The sequence below is a fragment of the Maribacter sp. UBA3344 genome, from assembly GCF_002362375.1.
GTDB lineage: Bacteria > Bacteroidota > Bacteroidia > Flavobacteriales > Flavobacteriaceae > Maribacter > Maribacter dokdonensis.
Map to the genome: position 1 here is coordinate 1 of NZ_DERI01000001.1, position 24,501 is coordinate 24,501.

Sequence of the window (24,501 nt, forward strand, 5' to 3'; positions counted from 1 at the left end):
TTAACTTGTGCAACAGGCACAACGGCTATAGTTCATTGCGGCGGAATTTCCTCTCGGAAATTCCTGCGTGTTTGCTAACTTTGGTTTACGGCGGAATAGTTCTGTCGAACCATTCCGCAACGAAACCATAGCCAAAACCGTTGTACCTCATTAACCAAAAATGGATAGAATAGAAATTTATACTAGTAAAAAAAAGTCAGTTCTTTTAGTCCTTGCCTCAATAGCGTTTGTTGCTATTGGAGTTTGGATGCTATTAGAAGCCGATAATTTGACAGGATGGAGAGCTAAAAATCCAGTATTCACCCGCTTAATGGGTATTGCTGCAATTCTATTCTTTGGATTTGGAATATTTGTTGGAATAAAAAGACTCATTAAATCCGAAATAGCGCTGATTATTGACAAAACTGGACTGAATGTAAATCCTAAAAAGTCTTTAACTGAATTTATAAAATGGAACGAAATACTCGGCTTTGAAGAAATCAAAATACACAGTACGAAAATACTAATTATTGTAGTAAAAAACCCTGATTATTGGCTCGAAAAAGAGACTAACGCAATTAGAAAAAAAATGATGCGATTCAATATTAATAGTTATAATTCTCCCTTCAATATTGCAGCATCCGGAATTGATATTAGCTCAAATGAATTGAATGAAAAACTGAATAAATACTTCGAAAAATACAATAACGAGTTACAACATGATATATAGCAAATTGGGCGATTAGTGTTTAACCCAAAGGTTGTTGTCTATTTGCAAAGTCGCCAAATCTTTTGATTTGGTGTTAAAAGAGAAAAATTAAAACAAAATACAACGATTTGGCTCAGTGCAAACACGAAAGGTTATCGCTTTCTACTGCCCTATTTTCCATGTACTAAACGTTAGGCGTAAGCAGGAAAATCCATGAAAAAATTATTATTCTTTATTTTAATTACCTCTATTAGTTGTTTAGATGAGAAATCTGGAACAATACATGTATTGAATAGTAGCGAAATTGAAATATCAAATTCAAATGGACTATATCTTGAAAGCGTTGAAGTTGGCACCGACCCAATTTTTGGGAAGCAAAGCCTAAATATTATCCTCCAAAAAAAATATTCAGAACATTTTGAAAAAGAAAACCATCCGAATATTTGGATATTGCCTACCGAAATAGGACTAGAATTGATCGAACAGAACGTTTCTAAAAATGGTGAAATTCTATCCCAGACCAGGACTGAAGATGGACTGAATGATAAAAGCTCTACTGATAACTTTATGGTGAAATTAGATTCAATTACATACACTTTAATATTCAACACAAAAGAGTTAAAAAACAAAACCTATACAATCTATTTCAAATCAATCGCTGGAGAAAGTCTAAAGATGAGGGACGGATATTTTAACCTGCTAAACAATCTGAAATAAGCCCGCAGCTAATAAAACCATAAACAATATGGACTTAGAGCAAAACAAAAGAGTATGTCTATGTTTATGATGTTCCAAAATTGAGAATCACCCGGTAGGGATATATTCAACATTAGCTTTGGAAAAATAAAACTAAACAATAAGCTTTAGCTGCGTGCTAAGAACGCAACAAAAGGTTTTCTTGCCCATATACTAAACTTCACCGAACGGTTGGCAACAAGCTAAAAACCCAACCAAATTTAGAATTCAGGCAACCATTTAATTAGATTTTGCGTCTTTATACATACAAAGGCACTTGAATTCTAAAACTTTAAAGGACATGTTAGAAAACCCAAAGGTGAATATCAAAATTAAACTTGCTGCTTTATGGGCTTCAGCAACTTTCTGTTATTTATATGGAGATTATTTTGAACTCTACACACCAGGAAAAATAAACAGTTTACTTACAGGCGAAAATATATTAGATAGTCCCACTAAATTATTAATAGCCTCAATGATTTTGGCAACTTCATCAGTAATGGTTGCACTTTCAATTATTCTTAAACCGAAAATAAATCGTGTTCTGAATATTGTATTTGGAATTTTGTTTACAACAATGATGCTATTTATTGGCTTCAATTCAAATACCGAGTGGTATAGTTTCTATGTATTCTTGGCGTTTTTAGAAAGTATCATTACCGCATTAATTGTTTGGTATGCTTGGCAGTGGCCTAAAGAAAAACAAATACTTTAAAAAAAAAGCCAGTTACCTTCAACGTATATAATTTATTGTTAGTTCTAGTCTACTTACCAAAATTCATACAGATTGCCTATTCAGTTTTTATTTGCTAATTTAGGTACTTAACCACGCAGCAAACCATTGCCAAACACGTTGAGCGTCATTTGAGGAACCTATGAAAAAAGCAAATTTTAATCTAGCATTTCTGATTTTAATTATAATTCTATTTTCATTATTTGTGTATAGCGGAATAGAAATCTCTGAGGGAAAATCAGAAAACATAGAATGGAAAACTGGACGTTTTATAATGACCGATTTGACTAAAGTAATCGGGATTTTATTAGTTCTGACCTTGCCAACTTATGTTTACTTAAAGAAAAAATATTACTCTACTAGCCAAAAAATATAAATTGGGACATTGTACTATAATTCTGGACAAAAAATCCAATCGGTTGCTGAACTGGACGTATTCTAAGTAATAAAAGAGAGCCAGTTATTCCCGATAGCTATCGGGATTGTCAAAGTCAGAAGCTTCCCCATTTATAGCAACCTTTATGTACTCTTTTGTTCTTTCTGATGATATCAACAATTTAATGAGAATCAAAATTAAACGGTGTATCCTTAAATACGCTCCTAATTATCAATTGAAAATTCATGCAATCAAATATTTTTATTGCCAGGCAGGCATTTTTCGTTGGAAAAATACGTTAGAGTAAAAACAGGGAAATATCCTGCAAACACGAAACAATCATTAAAAGAATGAAATTCTTACACAAAATATTTGGACAAAGAAAAGATGAACCTATAAATACATATTCTGATTTTTGGGATTGGTTCGTGAAAAACGAGAAAGCGTTTTTTACCATTGTAAAAGAACAATCAAACATTGAAAATAAATTCTTTGATAAATTGACTCCAAAACTTAATGAATTAAAGGATGGTTATTTCTTTCTGACCGGTATGTATAACGACAAAACTGCAGAACTCATCATTACACCTGATGGAAATGTTAAAAATGTGGTTTTTGTTGAGGAACTTATTGAGTCTGCCCCAAAACTTGATCATTGGAGATTTACTTCATTAAAACCAGCACTTGATATAAAAGATATTGGGATTAGTATGGCTGGTCTAAAATTCAACGAAGAAAAATTAAGTTTTTACGCTAATGAAAATCCAGATTATCCAGATGAGATTGATATAACGATTGTGCATGCTGATTTTAACCATGAAAATAGATCTGAAATTATAAATGGAACTTATCTCTTTTTGGACAATTATCTTGGGGAATTGAATTTCATTGAAATAATTGACAATTTAGATTTCCAAGAAAAGAAAGATGCGGAGAAAGAGTTAATACCGATCGGGAAACTTAAAGACTTTATCACATGGCGACAAAAAGAATTTGTAGAAAAATACGATGGAATTAGAACAAACTCTGATGCCGATTCATGTTCAATCATTAAAGCAACATTTGAAAGTGGGAGAAAACTGATTGCTGCAATAAATACTGACCTAATAAAATGGGATAGAAAAGCATCTCACCCATGGATTTTGAGTATTGAAATTAAATATAACGGCGAGTCAAATAACGGAATGCCCGATGACAGTACATTTAAAAGGCTTAACGTTTTAGAAGATGAATTGCTTGCAGAATTAAAAGATAAGGATGGTTATTTATACATTGGGAGGCAATCTGCTAACAATCTTAGAGAGATTTACTTTGCATGTAAAGACTTTAGAAAACCATCAAAAGTAGCCTTTGAATTTCAAGAAAAATATAAAGATTCAGAAGAAATAGTTTATGACATCTACAAGGACAAATATTGGAAATCATTTGACCGTTTTAACCCAGACAATTAACGTCTTCCGGCAAAATTTTTAATCGCAATTTTAAAAAGCTTGTAGCCCACAAACCCATACCATACACTAAACGTTACCAGTAACTTGAATGGAATTAACAGACCGAATTGAATTCTTTCATTGATGGAATAATAAATTAATGGTAACAATGGGCATTAATTCATTGTGGTAGGATTTCCTAAACGGAAATTCTTAACTTCAAACCAAGGTTTGATTTTGGGCAGACAATTTCCTTTTGGAAATGTCAAAAACCAAATTAAAGCCAAAAAACGGTATGTATCATAAATTCAGTCTTATTGAAAAAAAATATATAAGTTTACTTCCTATTTCTGTGCCCAACCAACCCGTTTTTGCGATCAAAAAAACAAACCGTTTGGTTTGTTCAGCATTAAAAACACTCATTCAACATTACATTCTTTGTATTTTACCGATGCTTGTGCCATTTCCGTCGTTGCTTACTACAATTTTCAACTCCATCTACCAGTAAAAAACAGACTTGTTGGTCGGTTCACCACTTCAAGATAATTAGATGGGAGAGTCTATCTAAGAAATAAAAAAACAGCTATTGTAAGTAAGACGATAATGAAATTACCATAATTTCTTACTTATTAGTATCTTACCTTTCTATGCCCGATAAAATACATCTTGAAAATATCTTGTTTTTAGATATTGAGACCGTGCCGGAAAAAAGTGCTTTTGACCAGTTGGATGATACCACCAAAGAACTGTGGGCTCATAAATCTCAATACCAACGAAAAGACGAAATTACGGCAGAGGATTTTTATGAACGTGCCGGTATTTGGGCGGAGTTTGGTAAAATCATTTGTATTTCGGTAGGTTATTTTATTATTCAAGGTGACCGAAGAAGTTTTAGGATCACCACATTTCACGGTGAAGAAAACAAGCTTCTACAGGATTTTAAAGACCTATTGGACGAGCATTTTAACCATGCCAAGCATGTGCTTTGCGCCCATAACGGTAAGGAGTTCGATTTCCCGTACATTGCTAGAAGAATGATTATTCACGGCATATCATTGCCCCAGAAACTAGACTTATTTGGCAAAAAACCCTGGGAAGTACCACATATAGATACCATGGAACTTTGGAAGTTTGGTGATTACAAGCATTATACCTCCCTAAAATTAATGGCACATGTACTGGGCATACCATCGCCCAAAGAAGATATTGATGGCAGTATGGTACGCGTGGTCTATTATGAACAGAACGATTTAAACCGCATTATCACCTATTGCGAATTAGATGTGCTTACTACCGCCCAGGTTTATTTACGACTAAGAAACCAATCGGTATTAAAAGAGGATGAAGTAAAGAAAGTAGCCAAATAATAGATTTGAGTTAAAAAAAGCATCTAACGATATAAATACATGACTAATGATGTAATTTTGTTTGTACCATCATAGTTTTAAAAGCGACTTATTTATGAAAAAGTGCATCCTATTATTCTCGGTAATTGTCTTAGTAGCAAGCTGTGTGCAAGAAAAGGAAATAAGCTCTATAAATCCTGAAAACTGGACCAAGAGAAAAGCGACCATAAAAACGATGGATTCTTTAGAACATGGTAAATCTTACTTATCTATCTATTCCCAAATATATAGCAGCTCTGAGCATAAGACCCATAATTTAACGGCTATGGTAAGTTTACGCAATACCAGTGATGTAGACACCATATACTTGACCAAGGCCGAGTATTTTGATACCCATGGCGTATCATTACGCAACTACTTTAATCACCCAATATATTTGGCACCTCTTGAAACCGTAGAAATCATTATTGATGAGATGGATGTTGAAGGCGGTACAGGTTCTAATTTTATTTTTGAATGGCATGCACCCAAAAATTCCCCAGAACCATTGTTTGAAGGCGTAATGAATTCCACTGTTGGGCAACAAGGACTTTCGTTTACCACACAATCCAGAAGAATTAACTAAAGCTATTTAATACTTATAGAACTTAGTACTCTTATTCACATCAAAATCTTGAATCTGTAAAACGTAAAGACCAGAAGGCAGGTCTGAAACATTGATTCTTGAGTTTGTGGCCGCATCCATTTTTAATTCCACACCGCTAGTGCTCATTATTCTATAAACCGCCGTATCCGATGTTTTTACGTTTAACTGAATTTCATCTACCGCAGGGTTAGGGTAAACATTAAAAGGAATTTGAGAATCGGCACTTAAAGCGCTTAACGTTTCCAATTGCGTCTCTTCGCCCGTAAAAGTAAACGTAGCTACATCACTATATTCAGAAGCAATGTTCTGTGAGCAGAATGTTCTTAATCTAAAAGAGTAGGTTTGATCCAATGACAATCCCTTCCAAATAAAGCTATTGACAGAAATATACTCGGTAGTCCATTCTTCCTGATATATTTCTTTATACTGAATTTCATATAAGGCATCCTCACTATCATTCCAATTTAATGTTACTTGAGCTGCTTCTGCTTGTTCCAAGGCAACTTCAGGAGCATCAATAGAACAAGAAGTCATTAAAACGCCAGATACGATCAAGGAAAAATCTTGAGCATCGTTAACAAGTTCTCCTTTATGGGTAACCGTAATGGTATACGTACCACTTGCATTGGGGATTTCAATTCTTTCAAAAGGATCTACTTTATTATCCCCTCTGATAGCTGCATTATTGGCTTGAGCCGGGTTCAATTTCCAAGGTAAAAAGGTTTGTCCGTTTCTTGTAACTCTAATGTCAAGATCGTTTACCAAGGCAGCCGTTGTGCTGTTCAGCTCACCCGTATTTACAACGCTAGATTGTACATCTGTCCAAGAAATAGAAGCGATCAATGTGTCATCACCATTGGCAGTAACCTCAAATGAAAATGAATCGCCGTTTTGTAAAGACTCTTCTGCCACATGGCTTGTAAAATCTTTATTGTTCAATAACTCGGCAGCACTTTTAGCATTCATGATACCCCATCCCATTTTGTAATCAGGACCTTCAGCATCTATATCATCTGCAGTATGCAAAGCCAAACCCTTTAAGGTAGCGGCTTTCATGTACGCACCGTAAAGCTCTTCATGATATTGTTGTAACAGTAATAACGAGCCCGTAACCCCAGGTGTAGCCATTGAAGTACCCGAAGATGTTTCATAACTTGTATTGCTGGCAGCATCTGTAGACAACACAGAACCACCGTTACCTGCCAAATCTGGCTTAATTCTACCATCGTCAACAGGACCAAAGCTACTGTATGCGGAAACATCGGCACTTTTAAGGTTTCCGTTGTTATCTATTTTAGAATTGGCACCGGCAACCGTAATATTGTTCTTAGAAATTGTAAAACCCAATAATACATCAAATCCATCTGCAGTTTTACCGTATGTAGGTGTGTCATTATCCATGCTTTTTTGAGCATTTCCAGCTGCGGTAACCATTAAATAATAAGGAGCGTTGTACATAATTTTATCCCAATCCTGAGCAACTTTGGTATAGGCACCAAAATACCAATCTGGTACACGATCAGCCTTAATCCCGTAAGAATGGTTAGAAAGCAAAAGACCATTGGCAGCTGCTTCTGCAACCTCTATTTTATCTCTTGTCCAATCGTGAGAAATAACATTGGCCTTATTGGCAACGCCTCTAGCATCTTTTTTAAGACCTGTAGAGATAATACTGCCCGTAACATGGGTGGCATGGTTATCTACTTCAGAATTCTCATCTCCGATCGCAATTCTAGAAGTATACTCTACATGATGTTGTAATGCAATACCGGCATCCCAAACCCCAACGTTCATACCATCACCGTTTAAATCCAAACCCATTAAACCATCTGTATTTAAAGTACTTGCTCTTGACACCAAACCTGCTTCATTTGAATATGTTTCATAGTATAGCGGACTACCATCTGCACCTATACCCTGTAATTCAATTTTTTTACCGTTGGCCAACGTTTCTTTAATTTTCCAATTGTTCAGTTTGGCTACCTCTTTTAATTTCGTTCTTTCAAGAGCGTATTCAGAAATTAAGTTAGACCTGAAACTTGCCAAAGCCGTTTTCTTATTGTTTTCCGAAATTTGTAAACGTTGTTGAGAGGTTTGTGCCATGGCCATTTGGCCCATAGTGAAAACAAATAATAGTAGCAAAAGTATACTACTAGCACGGTAGGTAGATTTGTAGGTAGTCATCGTTAGGTTATTATTGTAAGATTTGGACTACAAATATAATAACCATGGGCAGTGTTCGGTGAATGAACACTTTTATTCGATGAATTACCTAAACATTACGGCGAACCTGTTGTGAAAACGCTATTTTTTGATGTGTAGGATTTTTCTTTCTAATTATTTCCCTGTCAAGAGTTGAAAGTAAACATAGCATAGACCGGAAAGTGATCGCTATAACCCCCTAGATATTTGTCAGAAACGAAGGTTCTATAAGGAGTACCTTTATATTTCCCCTTCTTTTCCCTAAGCGATTTATGGTCAAAAATATCCGCCTTATCAAAACTATGGGTGTTCTTTTCATAATTGAAAAATGAATTGGAGACCAAAATTTGATCGAACATATTCCACTTGCTTCCATATACGGAAGACCCTCGGTTATTTGGTATATGCAAAGTTTCCATAGGGTTAAATAGTCCGGCTACATCTTTTAAAGTCTGCATACTTAAAGAAGATGGATCATCATTAAAATCGCCCATGACAATAATATTGGGGTCCAATTCTTCCATTCTAATAGCTTCAATACGCTGAATTATTTCCTTTGCCGCAATTACGCGTTTATATTCCGTCTCAACACCACCATCTCTTCTAGACGGCCAATGATTTACAAATACATGCACCAACTCTTTATTCAACTCTCCCTTTACATATAGTATATCTCGTGTGGTATCCCTTACGCCCCCAACATTGTCTACCAACAAAGCCAATGGTTCTGCATGCAACACTTTAAAAAAGCGTTTACGGTAAATTAGCCCAGTATCTATACCGCGTTCATCGGGAGAATCAAAATGTATAAAACCATAGTCCACATCATCTAAAGGATCGGTATCTAACAATGCCTTAAGCACACTATTGTTCTCTGCTTCTGCCACACCTATTAAGGCAGGTGGGTAAGGGTGTTCCTCATCCCCTATCTTAAAAATAGTTTTTGCAAGTTTTTGAAGTTTACGCTGGTATTTTTCAACGGTCCATTTTTTTACTCCATTAGGGGTAAAATCCTTGTCCAAAATATTCACATTACGTTCTGGATCAAATAGATTTTCTAAATTGTAGAAAGCAACCGTGTAGCGCTGTTTTTTAGTCTTTTTCTTAAAAAATGGTAATCGCATGTATAATATTAATGAGTAAACTACTTCCGAGCACGTACTCTTGATTATCGAGTCAATAAAAATACGAAATAGCTTATGGGTAATTGCTTAATTTTGCACTTTACGGTATTATGATAGAAAAGAAGAGTATAGATTATGAAAAAGCGGTTCTTATTGGTATTATCAATAAGGAACAGAATGAAGAAAAGGTAACTGAGTATTTAGATGAGTTAGAATTCCTTACCTACACCGCTGGTGGAGAAGTAACCAAAAGGTTTGTACAACGTATGGATGTACCTAATCCAAAAACACTGATCGGCAGTGGTAAAATGGAAGAGGTAGAACGTTATGTTCAAGAGAACGAAATAGGTTCTGTTATTTTTGATGACGAACTATCACCTGCACAGCAACGTAACATTGAAAAAATATTACGCTGTAAGATCATTGATAGAACAAGTTTGATCCTGGACATTTTTGCACAACGTGCACAGACCAGTTATGCCCGTACCCAAGTAGAGCTGGCACAATATGAATATTTGCTGCCAAGACTTACCGGACTTTGGACCCACCTTGAACGACAAAAAGGTGGTATAGGAATGCGTGGGCCCGGAGAAACCGAAATTGAAACGGATAGACGTATTGTACGTGATCGTATAACACTGCTTAAAAAGAAGTTGGCGAAAATAGACCGCCAAATGGAAACCCAAAGAGGTAACCGTGGCGCTTTGGTACGCGTTGCTTTGGTAGGGTATACCAACGTGGGCAAATCTACCTTAATGAACGTTATTAGTAAGAGCGATGTTTTTGCCGAGAACAAACTGTTTGCCACCTTGGATACCACGGTAAGAAAGGTAGTTCTGGGCAATTTACCCTTTCTTTTAAGTGATACGGTAGGATTTATTAGAAAACTACCTACGCAATTGGTAGAAAGCTTTAAAAGTACCTTAGATGAAGTTCGTGAAGCAGATTTGCTTTTACATATTGTAGATATCTCTCATCCACAGTTTGAAGAGCATATAGACTCTGTAAACAATATTCTATCGGATATTAAAAGTTCGGATAAAAAAACCATCATGGTCTTCAATAAAATAGACCAGTATGAGCATGAAACCATTGATGAAGACGATTTAGTTACCGAGCGTACCGGAAGGCATTTTACCATTAATGATTGGAAACATACCTGGATGGAAAAAGTGGGTGACCGTGCTATTTTTATCTCTGCATTGAACAAAGAAAATTTAGATGAGTTTAGAAAACGTGTCTATGATGAGGTAAGAGACATCCATGTAACCCGTTTTCCATATAATAATTTTCTTTATCCAGAGCATTTGGACGAATACTAAATACCAATTTTAATAGAATTGATGCAGTTCATCGATGAAATGAAACCGATGGTAAATCTCACCACACAATGCGATCAGTTCACAACATAAATTGTTTTCAGCAAGACCTTATGCATTAATTTTACAGTGTACTTAAGCAAAGGTATTGACCCCAAATCGATATTTTACTTATGAAAACAAAAAGTAAAACCCCAAATTTTACGATAATTACTTAACCGAAAAAAGCCCTCTGAACAGAGGGCTTTTTTAATTTGTACACTTAAAACTTCTTATACTTAGAACGCATAGTTAAGACCTACCAAGAAGTATGTCTGTAACTTGTTATCTACAGTATCAAATGTTTCAGCAGGGTTATCAGCTAATGCGAAATTTAAAGCTTCTTGCTTGTTGTCACGTAAACCAAATTCAAAACCTAAACCAATACCGTTCCATAACGTGTAACCAAAAGAGTTGATCCAAGTTAAGTTAGAAAGGTCTCCGCTCTTGTAGCTTTGAAACATAGAAAGGTTAGACTTGAAATTGATCGCTCCAAATTTTTTGGTATAATCGGCAACGATCTTAGCACCTAAAGAAGACTCAAAAACTGCATCGTTATCACTAAATACAAAGTTGTAGTTTAATGGGTGTATTACAACCACTAAATTGGCATTAGGGTTCCAAGTAGCACCAACCCCTAAATCAAGGTATCCAGGATCGTTGAAGTTATCTAGTATAGTAGTTCTATATTCACCTAAACCAGAAATGGCCCACGTTTTGCTAATATTTCTACCATAAAGAGATGTGATGTTAAATACATCGGTACCTTTTTGAAAGCTATCATCATCGGTATCGTCGTTCTTATCATCGAACTTTACCCATCCAAGGTTTACATTCGCAGAATTTCTCCAAAAGAATTTTTCTTCCTTTAAGTTGGCAAACGCATTTACGGTTACACCAATGTTACCAGAAGCTAAATCTGGAGTTCCTTGACCATACCAGTTGTTAAAGCTGCTCAAGTTTGCACCAATAGTACCAAAGGCACCTTTTTTCCAACCTGGCAAGGCGTCAATTTTACCTTGTATAGCATCTGCCCTACCTTGTATAGCCGCTATTGAATCTTTAGCTGCACCTAACTGTGTTTTTAATTCCTCTTCCGTTTGAGAAAAACCAACGGTTGCTACAAAAGCAAGAGCTAGGGTTAATACAATTTTCTTCATAATACTTAATGTTTATAGTTTATAGTGGCGCAAAGGTAATATTATTGACGCCATCTATAAAAAGGAAAATGTTATTTTCTTTTGTATAAAGGCACAGAAGAGCAAGCCTCACCGTACATGATAGACTTTGCTACAGGCTTTAAACGCTCAGCCAGAAAAAGATATGCGTTGGCAGGAACAGGTTTTTTACTACAACCTTTTATGATAATTAATCTATCTTGATATTCTGATATATCTATATTTTCAATTACGGATTGATATATACTGGTTTCCAGATCTACCAATGAACCCTGTACCGCCTTTTTGGCAATACCGCTAAGCTTTACACTTAGCAATAAGTAAGCCCAGCCAGGTATTATAGCATCTGTGGAACAATGCATGGCAACGTATGCATCTGTATATTGCGACCAGTCATGGCCATCAACAAAGGCTCTAAATTCTTTTTCTTTGAGAATAAAGCCTTCATACAGCCAATCTTTGATGTCCAAAACCATTCTTTCACCTTTTGGATAGTAATCCTCAAGATTAAAGGTGATCAATTTGCTTTGGGCAACTTTATTTACAATTTCCTCTTCCATAGAAGCACGTTATCAATTGCTTGGTCTAATTAAAGTAGACCTAATTCTAATTTAGCCTCTTCGCTCATTAAATCTTGGGTCCAAGGTGGATCAAAAGTAATTTCAACCTCTGCATCTTTAATGGCATCCAATGATTTTACTTTCTCTTCAACCTCTGCAGGCAAGCTTTCCGCTACTGGGCAGTTAGGAGAAGTAAGGGTCATTAAAATCTTTACTTCATTGTCCTCGTTCACCAATACATCATAAATTAAGCCTAATTCATAGATGTCCACAGGAATTTCCGGATCATAAATCGTTTTTAAAATACGAACAATTTTCTCCCCTAATTCTGCACTATCCTCTGCTATATTTTCGTCACTCATAATTTCTATTCTTCAATTTGTGTTTGATACGCCACTGCGTATAACTTCAGTTGTTTGATCATACTCACCAAACCATTTGCCCTTGTGGGCGATAAATGCTCTTTTAATCCAATTTCATCAATAAATTGGGTATCCGCATCTAAAATATCTTGTGGCTTTTGATTGCTGAACGCCCTAATTAAAATGGCAATAATACCTTTTGTAATAATGGCATCACTATCCGCAGTAAAAACCAACTTATTATCTTCAAGCTCCGCATGTACCCAAACCTTGCTTTGACAACCCTTTATAATATTATCATCGGTCTTGAATTCTTCTTTGATCAAAGGCAAAGATTTGCCCAACTCGATCATATATTCATACCGTTGCATCCAATCATCGAACATGGAAAATTCGTCTATTATCTCTTCTTGAATCTCTTTTATTTCCATTGCTTTATTTTATACAAAAATACGATAACAATTGATGCATTTCAAACCTTTACATTACCAATGAAACTTTGTGTTACAACAACATGCTTTTTGCTTTTAAAACACCGGCGATAAGCACATCTACTTCATCTCTGGTATTATAAAATGCAAAACTTGCACGCACAGTACCCGGTATTTTAAAGAAGTCCATTATTGGTTGAGCACAATGATGACCTGTACGTACCGCAATACCCAATTTATCTAGAATGCTACCCATATCATAAGGGTGTATACCTTCTATATTGAATGATATCACAGACGTTTTTTTCTTAGCTGTACCATAGATTTTAAGTCCGTCTATCTTCAATAGTTCTTGTGTAGCGTACTCTAATAATGCTTGTTCATACTTGGCAATTTCCTCAAAACCTATGGCATTCATATAGTCCAATGCCGCGCCAAAAGCAATACCACCACAAATATTAGGCGTACCCGCTTCAAATTTATGAGGCAAATCTGCATAGGTAGTTTTCTCAAACGTAACCTCCGCGATCATTTCGCCACCACCTTGGTACGGTGGTAATTTATTTAGCCACTCTTCTTTACCGTATAACATACCAACTCCCGTTGGTCCACATATTTTATGAGCGGAGCAGGTATAAAAATCAACATCCAAAGCTTGTACATCTGCCACTAAATGCGGAGCTGCCTGTGCCCCATCAATTAATACGGCAGCGCCAACCTTATGTGCCTTATCTATAATTTCTTCAATAGGGTTAATGGTACCTAACGCATTTGAAATATGATTGCAGAATACCAATTTCGTTTTATTGGACAACAGCTCTTCGTACGCATCCATCAGTAATTCCCCTTCTTGATTCATTGGAATTACTTTTAAAATTGCACCGGTACGCTCGCATAACATTTGCCAAGGCACAATATTGGAATGATGTTCCATGGCAGAAACAATTACCTCATCACCTTTCTGGATCAATGCAGAGAATCCGTTGGCAACAAGATTTATACTATGCGTTGTTCCGGACGTGAATATGATTTCATAAGATTTTGCAGCATTAAAATGCTTCTGAATCTTTAATCTAGCCTGCTCATATTTATCTGTAGCCTCTTGCGAAAGCGTATGCACCCCACGATGTATGTTGGCATTATAGTTCTGATAATAATCTACAATAGCATCAATAACCTGTTGTGGCGTTTGCGATGTAGCGGCATTGTCCAAATAGACCAATGGCTTACCATTTACCTCTCGCTTAAGTATTGGAAAATCTTCTCTTATTTTTTTAATATCTAACATAGTCAATCTTCTTATATACAAAGATACCCGATAATGAAAACAATTATTATTGAAATATGATTTTGTTCATCATCGGATTAAAATAAAAAAAAGGATAGTTAACAAAATAACTATCCTTTAAATACATCTTACTATAGAAATATTTTACAAATCAAACCCAAGGTTCACCCCAAGCTTCTTAGCAATCAGTTTATTTATTCTAGTCTTTAGTTCAGGAATACGAACAGAAGACAATACGTTATTTGCAAAGGCATACATTAATAATGCTCTTGCTTCTTTCTGTGGAATACCTCTAGATTGCAGGTAGAATAATGCATCTTCATCTAACTGACCAATAGTACAACCGTGGGAACATTTTACATCATCGGCAAAAATCTCTAATTGCGGTTTTGTATTGATGCTAGCCTTGTCACTGATTAAAATATTATTGTTCTGCTGAAAAGCATTAGTCTTTTGAGCAATTTTATCAACGATAATTTTACCATTAAATACCCCAGTTGAACTATCACCATAAATACCTTTGTAATCTTGGTGACTTTCACAATTAGGTTCAATATGATGCACTAAGGTATGGTGATCTACATGTTGCTTTTCACCTAATATAGTAACACCTTTCATGGTAGAGTCTATATACTCCCCATTCTGATAAAAATTAAGGTTGTTACGAGTTAGTTTACCCCCAAAGGAGAAGGTATGAACCTTAACGACACTCTTATCTTTTTGATCGATATAGGTATTGTCTATTAATGAAGCAGATTCAACATCGTTCTGAATCTTATAAAAATCTACGATAGCACTTTTAGCGGCAAAAATTTCCGTAACCGCATTGGTAAGTACCTCGTTTGAGGTTAAACTCTGGTGACGTTCAATTATTTGTACCTCGGCATTTTCTTCAACAACGATCAAATTACGTGGTTGCAACATTAGTGAAGCCTCATTACCTGTGGAGAAATGTAAAATTTCAATAGGTTTTTTAGGCATCTTGTTCTTAGGAATATAGATATATGCCCCTTCTCTACTAAATGCCGTATTCAAAGATGTCAATGACTCGTCTTCAGATGCAATTTTATTGAAATACACATCTATAACCGGTTTGTACATTGGCTTGGTAAGTGCAGCACTCATTAAGCAGATATCTACACCGTCATGTGTAGTCTCAGAAAGGTAAGAACTGTAAATACCATCTACGAAAACAATCTTATAAGAATCGATCTCGTGTAAGAAGTAACGCTTTACATCTTTATATTCCAACGCATTATCCTCCTTTGGAAAAATGCTAAAATCGATTTTCTGTAAGCTATTAAGCGAAGTATATTTCCATGCTTCCTCCTTTTTGGAAGGAAACCCTTTTTCCTCAAAGTTCTTTATAGCCGCCATACGAACATCGTGTACCGGATGCTCTACATCCACGTTGTTCTCAAACGCCATAAAAGAGGAAATCAATTTATCTTTTAAATCCATATATCTTTAGTATTAAGTCCTTAGTACAAAGTAATAAGTACTCTATACTAAGTACTTTGTACTTAGTACTAATTTTTTAAACCGCTGTTTCTTGCTTTAACCAGTCGTATCCTTTCTCTTCTAGTTCCAAGGCAAGTTCCTTTCCGCCAGATTTCACAATTTTACCATTGTGCAAAACATGAACATAATCAGGCACTATATATTCCAACAAACGTTGGTAGTGTGTAATTAAGATAACTGCATTATCCTTACTCTTTAACTTATTTACACCGCTAGCGACAATTCTTAGGGCATCAATATCCAAACCAGAATCGGTTTCATCTAAGATAGCCACCTTTGGCTCTAACATTGCCATTTGAAAAATTTCGTTTCTCTTTTTCTCACCACCAGAGAATCCTTCGTTCAAAGATCTAGATAAGAACTTGCGGTCAATTTCCAATAATTCAGATTTCTCACGGATTAATTTCAACATATCCTTGGCAGGCATGTCCTCTAAACCTTTTGCCTTACGAGATTCGTTAATGGCAGTTTTCATAAAGTTGGTTACAGAAACGCCTGGAATTTCCACTGGGTATTGAAAAGAAAGAAAAACACCTTTATGCGCTCTTTCTTCTGGAGATACATCCTCTAAATCTTCTCCGCTTAGTTCAATAGACCCTTGGGTAACTTCAAAGTTCTCATTACCTGCAATTACAGAAGCCAATGTACTCTTACCTGAACCATTTGGTCCCATGATAGCATGCACTTCACCTGCTTTAACTTCTAGATTAATTCCTTTTAATATTTCCTTATCCTCTACACTAGCATGTAGATCTTTAATTTTCAACATAATATGTTACTTTAAATATTCTGGTGCCTATGGCTTTTTTTAATATTGACTTTTCTTATCCTACAGAACCCTCTAAACTAATTTCCAATAGCTTTTGGGCTTCTACAGCAAATTCCATCGGTAGTTTGTTCAGTACCTCTTTACTAAAACCGTTTACGATCAATGCAATTGCCTTTTCAGTATCTATACCTCTTTGGTTACAGTAGAAAATTTGATCTTCACCAATTTTACTTGTAGTAGCCTCGTGCTCTATCATGGCGCTTTTGTTCTTTGCCTCAATGTACGGGAAGGTATGTGCACCACACTCGTTACCCATCAACAAAGAATCGCATTGAGAGAAGTTTCGTGCACCTTCTGCACGGCTGTTCACCTGTACCAGTCCTCGGTAACTATTTTGGGATTTACCTGCAGAAATACCTTTAGAAATAATAGTACTCTTGGTGTTCTTACCAATATGAACCATTTTAGTTCCCGTATCTGCTTGTTGGTAATTGTTTGTTACTGCAATAGAATAGAATTCCCCTATGGAGTTATCTCCTTTTAAGATACAAGAAGGATATTTCCAAGTAACGGCAGATCCTGTCTCTACCTGAGTCCAAGAAACTTTGGCGTTCTTTTCCACCAATGCTCTTTTGGTAACAAAATTGAATACTCCGCCTTTACCATCTTTCCCTCCAGGGAACCAGTTTTGTACCGTTGAGTATTTAATTTCCGCACCATCTAAAGCAATAAGCTCTACAACGGCTGCATGTAATTGGTTTTCATCTCTGGAAGGTGCAGTACAACCTTCAAGATAACTTACATAACTATCTTCATCAGCAATAACCAAGGTACGCTCAAACTGACCTGTACCTGCTTGGTTTATTCTAAAATAAGTAGAAAGTTCCATTGGGCAACGAACACCTTTTGGAATGTAACAGAAACTACCATCAGAGAAAACCGCAGAATTTAAGGCTGCGTAAAAATTATCTCTTTTTGGAACTACAGAACCAATATACTTTTTCACCAATTCTGGGTGATCTTTAATAGCTTCAGAAATGGAACAGAAAATAATACCTTTTTCCGCCAAGGTCTTCTTAAATGTCGTTGCTACGGATACCGAATCCATTACAATATCTACCGCTACATTTTGAAGTTTCTTTTGCTCATCTACAGATATTCCCAACTTTTTGTACATCTCCAACAACTCTGGATCAACATCATCTAAAGTTTTGTTCGGATCTGCTTTCTTTGGAGCAGAGTAGTAAGATATCGCTTGAAAATCTGGTTTTTGATAATGTACATTAGCCCATTCTGGCTCTTCCATTTCTTTCCAGTACTTAAAAGCCTCTAATCTCCAAAGCGTCATCCATTCCGGCTCTCCTTTTTTCTTAGAAATAGCAATAACGATCTCTTCGTTTAAACCATTGGGAAACGTTTCGGATTCAATATCTGTATAGAAACCATACTCGTATTCTTTGGTTTCCAGTTCTTTCTTTAATTCTTCTTCTGTATATGCCATATATTGTACTTAAAAAGCAAAACAAATAGGTTTAAAAACTAACCATATCCCTTTTACATATTTAAAACTTCACTTCATTCTATAATGAAAAACTTTCGCCACAACCACAGGTTCTTTGTGCGTTAGGGTTGTTAAAAACAAATCCTTTTCCGTTTAGACCACCTGAGTATTCCAACACAGTTCCTACTAAATATAAAAAGCTTTTTTTATCTACGATAATTCGTACATTATTGTCTTCGAACACTTTATCAGCTTCATCTTTCTTATTATCGAAGTTTAACTCGTAAGATAATCCACTACACCCGCCACTCTTAACACCAACACGCACAAAATCTTTAGAAGCATCAAAACCCTCTTCTGTCATGAGGCTGATGACTTTCTGTTTAGCCGTTTCTGATACTTGAATCATAATATCTTGATTTAATCTAAAAATAGTTTACAAATATACGTTATAAGTAGGTTTTTACCATAGAACCTTACATTATTATAACGTATAAGTCAATAGAGAAATCCTATGATCAACTGTTGAAGGTTATTTAATTTTTAGAAGTACAAGGTCTGTATTTCCTTTAGAGGTCAAGGTATTAAAATCAGTACTTGCCGTTTCTCCCACCACCATTACACTTCCGTCCTCATTTTCAATGAGATCATATGCAAAATCCAGTCCCGATCCACCATAGGATTTCTCCCAGACCAATTCTCCTACACTGTTGGTTTTCACCAGCCAAATATCATTCTCACCATAATTAAACGAACTGTCCTTATCATCACTTTTTGAATTACCGGTAATGTAGAAACCGCCATCTTTACTCTGCACAACAGCTTGTGCCAGATCAAACTCCGATCCGCCATAGGTCTGCTCCCATATAAGGTTACCTTCGGCATCAATTTTAATCATCCACACATCAGACCCTCCATGATTGACCAATACATCTCCATTGTTACTAAATGTATTTCCTACCACAACATAACCATCATCTGAGGTTTTTGCTATATCATATGCAACCTCAATACCATCGCCCCCAAATGAATGCTCCCAAAGCAGATTGCCAAATGCATCTACCTTAACTACCCAGAACTCATAACTACCATTGGTGCTACTAACATCGTAATCATCACTTTCGGTAAAGCCGGCCATTACAAAACCACCATCATTACTCTGAACCACGCTGTGAGCACGGTCATTGTTTGTTCCACCAAAATAACCTCGCCATTGAATACTTCCATTTTCATCTATTTTGGTGCCCCAAAATTCACCCACACCATGGCTGGTAAGACCGTTTCCTTTTTCAGTATTGCCGTCGGCCCTGGCCGAGGTAATATCTAAAAAACCCGTAAAAAAGTACCCACCTTGTGACGCCTCAAGAATATCGTATGAATGATCATGTCCAGAAAAGCCGTAGCTACTTTCCCATTCCAAAACACCTTGTGCATCTAATTTTAAAATCCAGTTGTCATGAAAACCTTGATTATTGGTAGCATCACCATCACTACTCATGGCATAACCCGTTAGCGCATAACCACCATCTGTAGTTTGAACCAAACTCTGACCGATATCGTCCATACTACCGCCATAAGTTTTGTTCCATTGTAAAACTCCGTTGGCATCAAATTTTAAAAACCAATAATCATTTTCTTCCTCAAACTTTGCAGCAATATCACCATCAATACTACCTGTATATCCTAAAACGGCAAAACCGCCATCGTTTGTTCCAATAATTGCCTGAGCACTTTCGTTTCCACTACCGCCAAAATTTTTGACCCAAACCAACTCCCCTACAAATTCAGAATCTAGCCCGTTAAAAGCAACTTCTGCATCTTCTTTTGCACAAGAAAAAACAACACACAGCACCAAGAACAAAAGAATCCGTCTTATCATCAGTTCGATTTTTTAATAATAAAGAAACCGCTATTGATATCGCTTACAACAATATTGGCACTTTCAAAATAAGGATAAACACTCCAAACACCTGAAAACTGCGTATTATCATTTTCAGGGTAGGTATCAAAATACCCTGTTTCAACAACCACACTGTTCTCAATTTCAGAAATATCCAAAATTCGCACACCGGCTGTATAATTGGCCAAGAAAAACTCATCTTGCAATACATAACCATTATGATCTATGGCATTCGTAGGACCTAAATACGTGTGATGCAACACGGGATTCTCTAAATCTGCCATATCAAAAATTAGCGTACGTGTTTGAAAACCTTGTCTCACCTCATCCAATTCATCACCTAGTATAAAAAAACGCTGATCTTCCGTAAACCAACCTTGGTGTGTATAGCCAATATTAGGATATGGCAACGTGGCCAAGGTTATCGGTGTACTCTTGTCCGATATATCCACGACTACCACTAAGTCTTCATTAGCACCCACAAATATTTCCGCCCCTTGATAATCAGCATCAGGTCCATTATATGTAATCACTTGGGCATCATGCGTATAGCCATTTAAACCCCAACCACCTGCAAGTACAGGAACAATAGGATTTTGTAGATCAAGAAAATGCACTCCGCCGTTAAACTCATCATCCCTATCAGTACCGACCGGATAGGCAAAACCAGAGGTTTCATTTATTACGATGTTATGTGCATTTCCAAGTCCGGTATAATGCCCGTCCGCCGTAAATTCTTGGGGAGGGCCAACAACATTTCGCAACCGCTTTAAATCAAACACCTGAACACCATGACCGTTAGCCTCTGAGACCACATAAGCAAAATCTTCATACACTTTTACATCTCTCCAGGAACTGGCGGTTGTAGCTGTTGGTAGTTTTCCTAAGTACATGGGGTTTTCAGCATCGGAAATATCTATAAATACCGTACCATTATCCAAGCCCATTATGGCATACTCCTTACCTGTTTCGGCATCAGTCCACCCCCATATATCATTAGCCTCGCTAGCAGAAAAATCGTCCAAAGAAATATGCGCTACCAAATCATAGCCATTACAAGGGTAAATACCTGCCATTCCATTATTGCATGGTACACTTCCTATTTCGTTAGGTATGTTGGAAGGCGTTTCATTTTCTACCTCATCGCCTAGCTCTAAATTGGCGCTATCATCTGAAGAACAGCTAAAAAGCAAAGAAAATGTTAAAAACCAAATCACCTTTTTCATGCAATCAATTTATAGTCAACACTTAAAGATACTAAATGCATTCATACAGAATGTATTAAATCCGTTAACCATTTAAATTTCAAAAGAATTCGATTATCTTCATTACCGAATCAAACAACAACAACTTATGTCAAACAACAAAATCAACGACAAAAAGAACACCCGCCGAAAATTTATGAAGAATACCGGTATGGCGGCAGCCGGTTTTATGATCGTACCAAGACATGTACTTGGAGGAACGGGCTTTATTGCTCCGAGCGACAAACTTAACATTGCAGGTATTGGCGCAGGAGGTAAAGGGCAAAGCGATATTACATCGTTTGCCGAGAGCCCCAACGTTAACATTGTTTCGCTTTGTGATGTAGATGATAGACAAGCGGTTACTTCTAGAGAAAACTTCCCAAAAGCCAGTTATTACAATGATTTTAGGGAAATGTTAGATAAAGAAGGTAAAAACATCGATGCCGTTTCTGTTTCTACACCCGATCACAACCACGCCGTTGCAGCTTACCAGGCAATGTCAATGGGCAAGCACGTGTATGTACAAAAACCTTTGACCCATGATATTTGGGAAGCAAGAATGTTAACAGAGGCTGCCAAAAAATTCAAAGTTGTTACTCAAATGGGTAACCAAGGTGGTTCTGGTGATGGTGTACGTACCATGAAAGAAATTTATGATACCGGAATTATAGGTGAGGTACATACCGTAAAATGTTGGACAAACAGAGCAATTTGGCCACAGGCATTACAAACACCAACTAAAAAAGATCGTATTCCTAAAGGTCTAAACTGGGATCTTTGGTTAGGTACCGCACAAATGCGAGATTATAACAATGCCTATCTACCATTTGATTGGAGAGGTTGGTCAGATTTCGGTACAGGTGCACTAGGTGATATGGCCTGCCATATTATGGATCCGGTATATAGAATTCTTCCAATTTTATATCCTGATACCGTAGAGTGTAGTGTATCTGACTCCTTCAGTGGCAATTTCCAATATAAAGATTACCCTAAAAGTTTCCCGAATTCCAGTAAAATACATTTAAGCTACCCAAGAACGGATGGCAAAGGAAAAATAAAAGTAACCTGGATGGATGGCGGACTATTACCTGAAAGACCAGAGGAACTAGGTGATGATGAAGCTTTAGGAAACTGGGATGGTGGTGTATTGTTCATAGGTACCAAAGGAAAGTTAATGGCAGATTGTTATGGTGCAAATCCGCGTTTACTTCCACTGAGCCTTAACGAACAGTTTGAAGTTGAACAAACCATTGCTCGTGTACCAGAAGGGCACTACTTACAATGGGTAAACGCTTGTATGGCCGGTTACGGTAATGCAGAGACCAGTTCATCCTTTGATTATGCCGGACCATTTACAGAAAGTATCCTAATTGGCAACTTGGCATTAAAATCTTATTTTGAAGTAGACCCTACGGTAGAGAACCAAAGCTTTTGGGGCGGTGGCAAACAATACCACGGTAGAAAACGCCTACAATGGGATGCCGCAAATATGAAAATCACTAATTTTGAACCCGCAAATAAATACGTAAAACGCACCTATAGAGATGGTTATTCTTTAGGATAAACACGCAACAACTTTATAATTTTAGTACTAAGACCGATGCTTTTCAGCTTCGGTCTTTTTTATGCCATACATCTTATTTTACTTCTTATTTTTGCAACATGCTAGAAGATAAAGAACAAGAAAGAACATCATTGGAGAAACTGGGCGAATTTGGGCTCATTGAACACCTTACCAAGGGTTTTGAAATAAAACAAGCATCTACACTCAAAGGAATTGGTGATGATGCCACAGTTTTAGATTTCAAGGATAAAAAAACTGTAATAAGTACCGATCTTTTAATTGAAGGCGTTCATTTTGATCTTGCCTATATGCCATTGAAGCATTTAGGGTATAAATCTATCATGGTAAACCTATCCGATATTTATGCCATGAACGCTACGGCTACACAAGTAACCATTTCTATTGCAGTCTCTAATAGATTTCCGCTAGAAGCTCTTGAAGAATTATATGCTGGCGTAGCTACGGCATGCAAAACATATAATGTTGATTTAGTGGGTGGTGACACTACCTCTTCCAAAACAGGTTTAATGATCAGTGTTACCGCTATAGGTATTGCCAATGAAGAAGATATTGCTTACCGATCAGGTGCACAACCAAACGATTTATTGGTTGTATCCGGTGATTTGGGTGCGGCATATATGGGCTTGCAAGTTCTGGAAAGGGAAAAAGAGGTTTTTAAAGTAAACCCTAATAGTCAACCCGATTTAGAACCTTATTCTTATATCGTAGAGCGACAGTTGAAGCCTGAAGCAAGAAAGGATATACCTGAGTTATTAAAACAATTGGAAGTTCATCCTACATCAATGATAGATATTAGCGACGGTCTATCCTCAGAAATTCTTCATTTGAGCAAAAGTAGCGGATTGGGAATTGACTTGTACGAAGACAAAATTCCGTTAGACCCTACCGTAATATCTGCTTGTGAAGAATTCAAGATAGACAGTACCCTTGTAGCGCTAAGCGGTGGCGAAGACTATGAGCTATTGTTCACTATTGACCAAAAAGAATTCCCAAAAATTAAAGGCAATCCTAACCTTACCGTCATAGGGCATACCACGGGAAAAGACGAAGGGGCTTACTTAATTTCTAGGAATAATACGAAGATTCCGTTAACCGCACAGGGTTGGAATTCATTTGACCAATAAATACCTATTATGACTATGCTACCTGTTGTTGCGTAGCCGTATGTCTTCTTTGGTAAATATGTTCTAATGTTCTATTGATATCTTGTAATTCAGGTGTCAATATAGACAGGTTGCCACTTACGTCTGTGGTTACTTCTTTTTGACAATGAATACATTTGTACTCCTTAATGTGAGATGTCACTTTCTTAGAAATGGAATAGTGATGGCCAAAGATGCTGCAGAATATTTTTTTCATGCTGTAGGTTTTATTGCAAGAATTCCGATTTGGGTGATCGAGAAAATGCGGTTAATATATTAGGTTGAAACTCAAGGAAATTAGCATACGCTTATTTTCCTTTTGTTAAAGTACAGTATATTAAAGGACTGAACCACTAATTGTTGTGAGTTTCACCTATGC

23 protein-coding genes are annotated in these 24,501 nt (G+C 36.6%); 9 read left to right on the forward strand and 14 right to left on the reverse strand.

The window, feature by feature from the left end; genetic code table 11:
• The first annotated feature begins 160 nt into the window (after window positions 1-160).
• From B2Z27_RS00005 to B2Z27_RS00030, 6 genes are all read left to right on the forward strand, one after another.
• A complete protein-coding gene (locus tag B2Z27_RS00005; RefSeq protein ID WP_286812075.1) occupies window positions 161-709 on the forward strand; it encodes an STM3941 family protein in 549 nt (182 codons plus the stop codon).
• 192 nt (window positions 710-901) lie between these two features.
• Window positions 902-1,405, forward strand: a complete 504-nt coding sequence (locus B2Z27_RS00010) for a hypothetical protein (protein ID WP_286812076.1) — start codon at window positions 902-904, stop codon at window positions 1,403-1,405.
• A gap of 319 nt (window positions 1,406-1,724) precedes the next feature.
• Window positions 1,725-2,138, forward strand: a complete 414-nt coding sequence (locus tag B2Z27_RS00015) for a DUF6326 family protein (protein ID WP_286812077.1) — start codon at window positions 1,725-1,727, stop codon at window positions 2,136-2,138.
• A 744-nt stretch (window positions 2,139-2,882) separates the two neighbouring features.
• Complete coding sequence (locus B2Z27_RS00020; RefSeq protein WP_286812078.1) at window positions 2,883-3,983, forward strand: DUF695 domain-containing protein; 1,101 nt, start codon at window positions 2,883-2,885, stop codon at window positions 3,981-3,983.
• A gap of 626 nt (window positions 3,984-4,609) precedes the next feature.
• A complete protein-coding gene (locus B2Z27_RS00025; protein WP_286812079.1) occupies window positions 4,610-5,329 on the forward strand; it encodes a 3'-5' exonuclease in 720 nt (239 codons plus the stop codon).
• A 94-nt stretch (window positions 5,330-5,423) separates the two neighbouring features.
• Entirely contained in the window at window positions 5,424-5,933 is a 510-nt protein-coding gene (locus B2Z27_RS00030) for a DUF3124 domain-containing protein (RefSeq protein ID WP_074671023.1), read from the forward strand.
• A 6-nt stretch (window positions 5,934-5,939) separates the two neighbouring features.
• On the opposite strand, the gene B2Z27_RS00035 is transcribed toward B2Z27_RS00030, so the two are convergent.
• Together B2Z27_RS00035 and B2Z27_RS00040 are read right to left on the reverse strand one after the other, a co-directional pair.
• Window positions 5,940-8,138 (reverse strand): S8 family serine peptidase, encoded by a 2,199-nt coding sequence (locus B2Z27_RS00035; protein ID WP_286812080.1) that lies wholly within the window; start codon window positions 8,136-8,138, stop codon window positions 5,940-5,942.
• 164 nt (window positions 8,139-8,302) lie between these two features.
• Window positions 8,303-9,280 carry an endonuclease/exonuclease/phosphatase family protein gene (locus B2Z27_RS00040; protein ID WP_286812081.1) on the reverse strand — a complete coding sequence of 326 codons (978 nt, stop codon included), beginning with the start codon at window positions 9,278-9,280 and terminating at the stop codon, window positions 8,303-8,305.
• A gap of 110 nt (window positions 9,281-9,390) precedes the next feature.
• On the opposite strand from B2Z27_RS00040, the gene hflX reads away from it, so the two are divergent.
• On the forward strand, window positions 9,391-10,602 hold the full coding sequence (gene hflX / locus B2Z27_RS00045) for a GTPase HflX (RefSeq protein ID WP_058104467.1): 1,212 nt from the start codon (window positions 9,391-9,393) through the stop codon (window positions 10,600-10,602).
• A gap of 275 nt (window positions 10,603-10,877) precedes the next feature.
• Here the strand turns inward: hflX and B2Z27_RS00050 are convergent, their stop codons facing one another.
• From B2Z27_RS00050 to B2Z27_RS00100, 11 genes are all read right to left on the reverse strand, one after another.
• On the reverse strand, window positions 10,878-11,798 hold the full coding sequence (locus B2Z27_RS00050) for a DUF3078 domain-containing protein (RefSeq protein WP_058104468.1): 921 nt from the start codon (window positions 11,796-11,798) through the stop codon (window positions 10,878-10,880).
• Between the two features lie 71 nt (window positions 11,799-11,869).
• A complete protein-coding gene (locus B2Z27_RS00055) occupies window positions 11,870-12,376 on the reverse strand; it encodes a DUF2480 family protein (protein ID WP_286812082.1) in 507 nt (168 codons plus the stop codon).
• Window positions 12,377-12,405: 29 nt separating this feature from the next.
• Entirely contained in the window at window positions 12,406-12,738 is a 333-nt protein-coding gene (locus B2Z27_RS00060; RefSeq protein WP_058104470.1) for an SUF system Fe-S cluster assembly protein, read from the reverse strand.
• 5 nt (window positions 12,739-12,743) lie between these two features.
• A complete protein-coding gene (locus tag B2Z27_RS00065) occupies window positions 12,744-13,169 on the reverse strand; it encodes a SufE family protein (protein WP_071340900.1) in 426 nt (141 codons plus the stop codon).
• A 73-nt stretch (window positions 13,170-13,242) separates the two neighbouring features.
• A complete protein-coding gene (locus B2Z27_RS00070; protein WP_286812083.1) occupies window positions 13,243-14,457 on the reverse strand; it encodes an aminotransferase class V-fold PLP-dependent enzyme in 1,215 nt (404 codons plus the stop codon).
• 144 nt (window positions 14,458-14,601) lie between these two features.
• On the reverse strand, window positions 14,602-15,918 hold the full coding sequence (sufD, locus tag B2Z27_RS00075) for a Fe-S cluster assembly protein SufD (RefSeq protein WP_286812084.1): 1,317 nt from the start codon (window positions 15,916-15,918) through the stop codon (window positions 14,602-14,604).
• Window positions 15,919-15,994: 76 nt separating this feature from the next.
• The gene (gene sufC, locus B2Z27_RS00080; protein ID WP_058104475.1) at window positions 15,995-16,747 is read right to left on the reverse strand and encodes a Fe-S cluster assembly ATPase SufC; all 753 of its coding nucleotides are present in this window, start codon (window positions 16,745-16,747) and stop codon (window positions 15,995-15,997) included.
• A gap of 55 nt (window positions 16,748-16,802) precedes the next feature.
• Window positions 16,803-18,248, reverse strand: coding sequence for a Fe-S cluster assembly protein SufB (gene sufB, locus B2Z27_RS00085; protein ID WP_058104476.1), 1,446 nt, complete (start codon window positions 18,246-18,248; stop codon window positions 16,803-16,805).
• A gap of 79 nt (window positions 18,249-18,327) precedes the next feature.
• Complete coding sequence (locus B2Z27_RS00090) at window positions 18,328-18,657, reverse strand: HesB/IscA family protein (protein WP_058104477.1); 330 nt, start codon at window positions 18,655-18,657, stop codon at window positions 18,328-18,330.
• Between the two features lie 123 nt (window positions 18,658-18,780).
• Window positions 18,781-20,127, reverse strand: coding sequence for a hypothetical protein (locus B2Z27_RS00095; protein WP_286812085.1), 1,347 nt, complete (start codon window positions 20,125-20,127; stop codon window positions 18,781-18,783).
• The gene (locus tag B2Z27_RS00100; RefSeq protein WP_286812086.1) at window positions 20,127-21,374 is read right to left on the reverse strand and encodes a choice-of-anchor B family protein; all 1,248 of its coding nucleotides are present in this window, start codon (window positions 21,372-21,374) and stop codon (window positions 20,127-20,129) included. The genes B2Z27_RS00095 and B2Z27_RS00100 overlap by 1 nt, the downstream gene beginning before the upstream one ends.
• 127 nt (window positions 21,375-21,501) lie before the next feature.
• Here B2Z27_RS00100 and B2Z27_RS00105 point away from each other — a divergent pair, with 127 nt between their 5' ends.
• Window positions 21,502-22,959 (forward strand): Gfo/Idh/MocA family protein, encoded by a 1,458-nt coding sequence (locus B2Z27_RS00105; protein ID WP_286812087.1) that lies wholly within the window; start codon window positions 21,502-21,504, stop codon window positions 22,957-22,959.
• A 98-nt stretch (window positions 22,960-23,057) separates the two neighbouring features.
• Window positions 23,058-24,104 (forward strand): thiamine-phosphate kinase, encoded by a 1,047-nt coding sequence (gene thiL, locus B2Z27_RS00110; RefSeq protein ID WP_286812088.1) that lies wholly within the window; start codon window positions 23,058-23,060, stop codon window positions 24,102-24,104.
• Window positions 24,105-24,117: 13 nt separating this feature from the next.
• Here thiL and B2Z27_RS00115 read toward each other — a convergent pair whose 3' ends face one another.
• On the reverse strand, window positions 24,118-24,339 hold the full coding sequence (locus B2Z27_RS00115; RefSeq protein ID WP_074670994.1) for a hypothetical protein: 222 nt from the start codon (window positions 24,337-24,339) through the stop codon (window positions 24,118-24,120).
• Window positions 24,340-24,501: the final 162 nt, after the last annotated feature.

Bases quoted from the DNA above. Each gene is read 5' to 3' on its own strand.
- B2Z27_RS00005 (WP_286812075.1), top strand. From the start codon at position 161: ATGGATAGAATAGAAATTTATACTAGTAAAAAAAAGTCAGTTCTTTTA.
- B2Z27_RS00010 (WP_286812076.1), top strand. From the start codon at position 902: ATGAAAAAATTATTATTCTTTATTTTAATTACCTCTATTAGTTGTTTA.
- B2Z27_RS00015 (WP_286812077.1), top strand. From the start codon at position 1,725: ATGTTAGAAAACCCAAAGGTGAATATCAAAATTAAACTTGCTGCTTTA.
- B2Z27_RS00020 (WP_286812078.1), top strand. From the start codon at position 2,883: ATGAAATTCTTACACAAAATATTTGGACAAAGAAAAGATGAACCTATA.
- B2Z27_RS00025 (WP_286812079.1), top strand. From the start codon at position 4,610: ATGCCCGATAAAATACATCTTGAAAATATCTTGTTTTTAGATATTGAG.
- B2Z27_RS00030 (WP_074671023.1), top strand. From the start codon at position 5,424: ATGAAAAAGTGCATCCTATTATTCTCGGTAATTGTCTTAGTAGCAAGC.
- B2Z27_RS00035 (WP_286812080.1), bottom strand. From the start codon at position 8,138: ATGACTACCTACAAATCTACCTACCGTGCTAGTAGTATACTTTTGCTA.
- B2Z27_RS00040 (WP_286812081.1), bottom strand. From the start codon at position 9,280: ATGCGATTACCATTTTTTAAGAAAAAGACTAAAAAACAGCGCTACACG.
- hflX (WP_058104467.1), top strand. From the start codon at position 9,391: ATGATAGAAAAGAAGAGTATAGATTATGAAAAAGCGGTTCTTATTGGT.
- B2Z27_RS00050 (WP_058104468.1), bottom strand. From the start codon at position 11,798: ATGAAGAAAATTGTATTAACCCTAGCTCTTGCTTTTGTAGCAACCGTT.
- B2Z27_RS00055 (WP_286812082.1), bottom strand. From the start codon at position 12,376: ATGGAAGAGGAAATTGTAAATAAAGTTGCCCAAAGCAAATTGATCACC.
- B2Z27_RS00060 (WP_058104470.1), bottom strand. From the start codon at position 12,738: ATGAGTGACGAAAATATAGCAGAGGATAGTGCAGAATTAGGGGAGAAA.
- B2Z27_RS00065 (WP_071340900.1), bottom strand. From the start codon at position 13,169: ATGGAAATAAAAGAGATTCAAGAAGAGATAATAGACGAATTTTCCATG.
- B2Z27_RS00070 (WP_286812083.1), bottom strand. From the start codon at position 14,457: ATGTTAGATATTAAAAAAATAAGAGAAGATTTTCCAATACTTAAGCGA.
- sufD (WP_286812084.1), bottom strand. From the start codon at position 15,918: ATGGATTTAAAAGATAAATTGATTTCCTCTTTTATGGCGTTTGAGAAC.
- sufC (WP_058104475.1), bottom strand. From the start codon at position 16,747: ATGTTGAAAATTAAAGATCTACATGCTAGTGTAGAGGATAAGGAAATA.
- sufB (WP_058104476.1), bottom strand. From the start codon at position 18,248: ATGGCATATACAGAAGAAGAATTAAAGAAAGAACTGGAAACCAAAGAA.
- B2Z27_RS00090 (WP_058104477.1), bottom strand. From the start codon at position 18,657: ATGATTCAAGTATCAGAAACGGCTAAACAGAAAGTCATCAGCCTCATG.
- B2Z27_RS00095 (WP_286812085.1), bottom strand. From the start codon at position 20,127: ATGATAAGACGGATTCTTTTGTTCTTGGTGCTGTGTGTTGTTTTTTCT.
- B2Z27_RS00100 (WP_286812086.1), bottom strand. From the start codon at position 21,374: ATGAAAAAGGTGATTTGGTTTTTAACATTTTCTTTGCTTTTTAGCTGT.
- B2Z27_RS00105 (WP_286812087.1), top strand. From the start codon at position 21,502: ATGTCAAACAACAAAATCAACGACAAAAAGAACACCCGCCGAAAATTT.
- thiL (WP_286812088.1), top strand. From the start codon at position 23,058: ATGCTAGAAGATAAAGAACAAGAAAGAACATCATTGGAGAAACTGGGC.
- B2Z27_RS00115 (WP_074670994.1), bottom strand. From the start codon at position 24,339: ATGAAAAAAATATTCTGCAGCATCTTTGGCCATCACTATTCCATTTCT.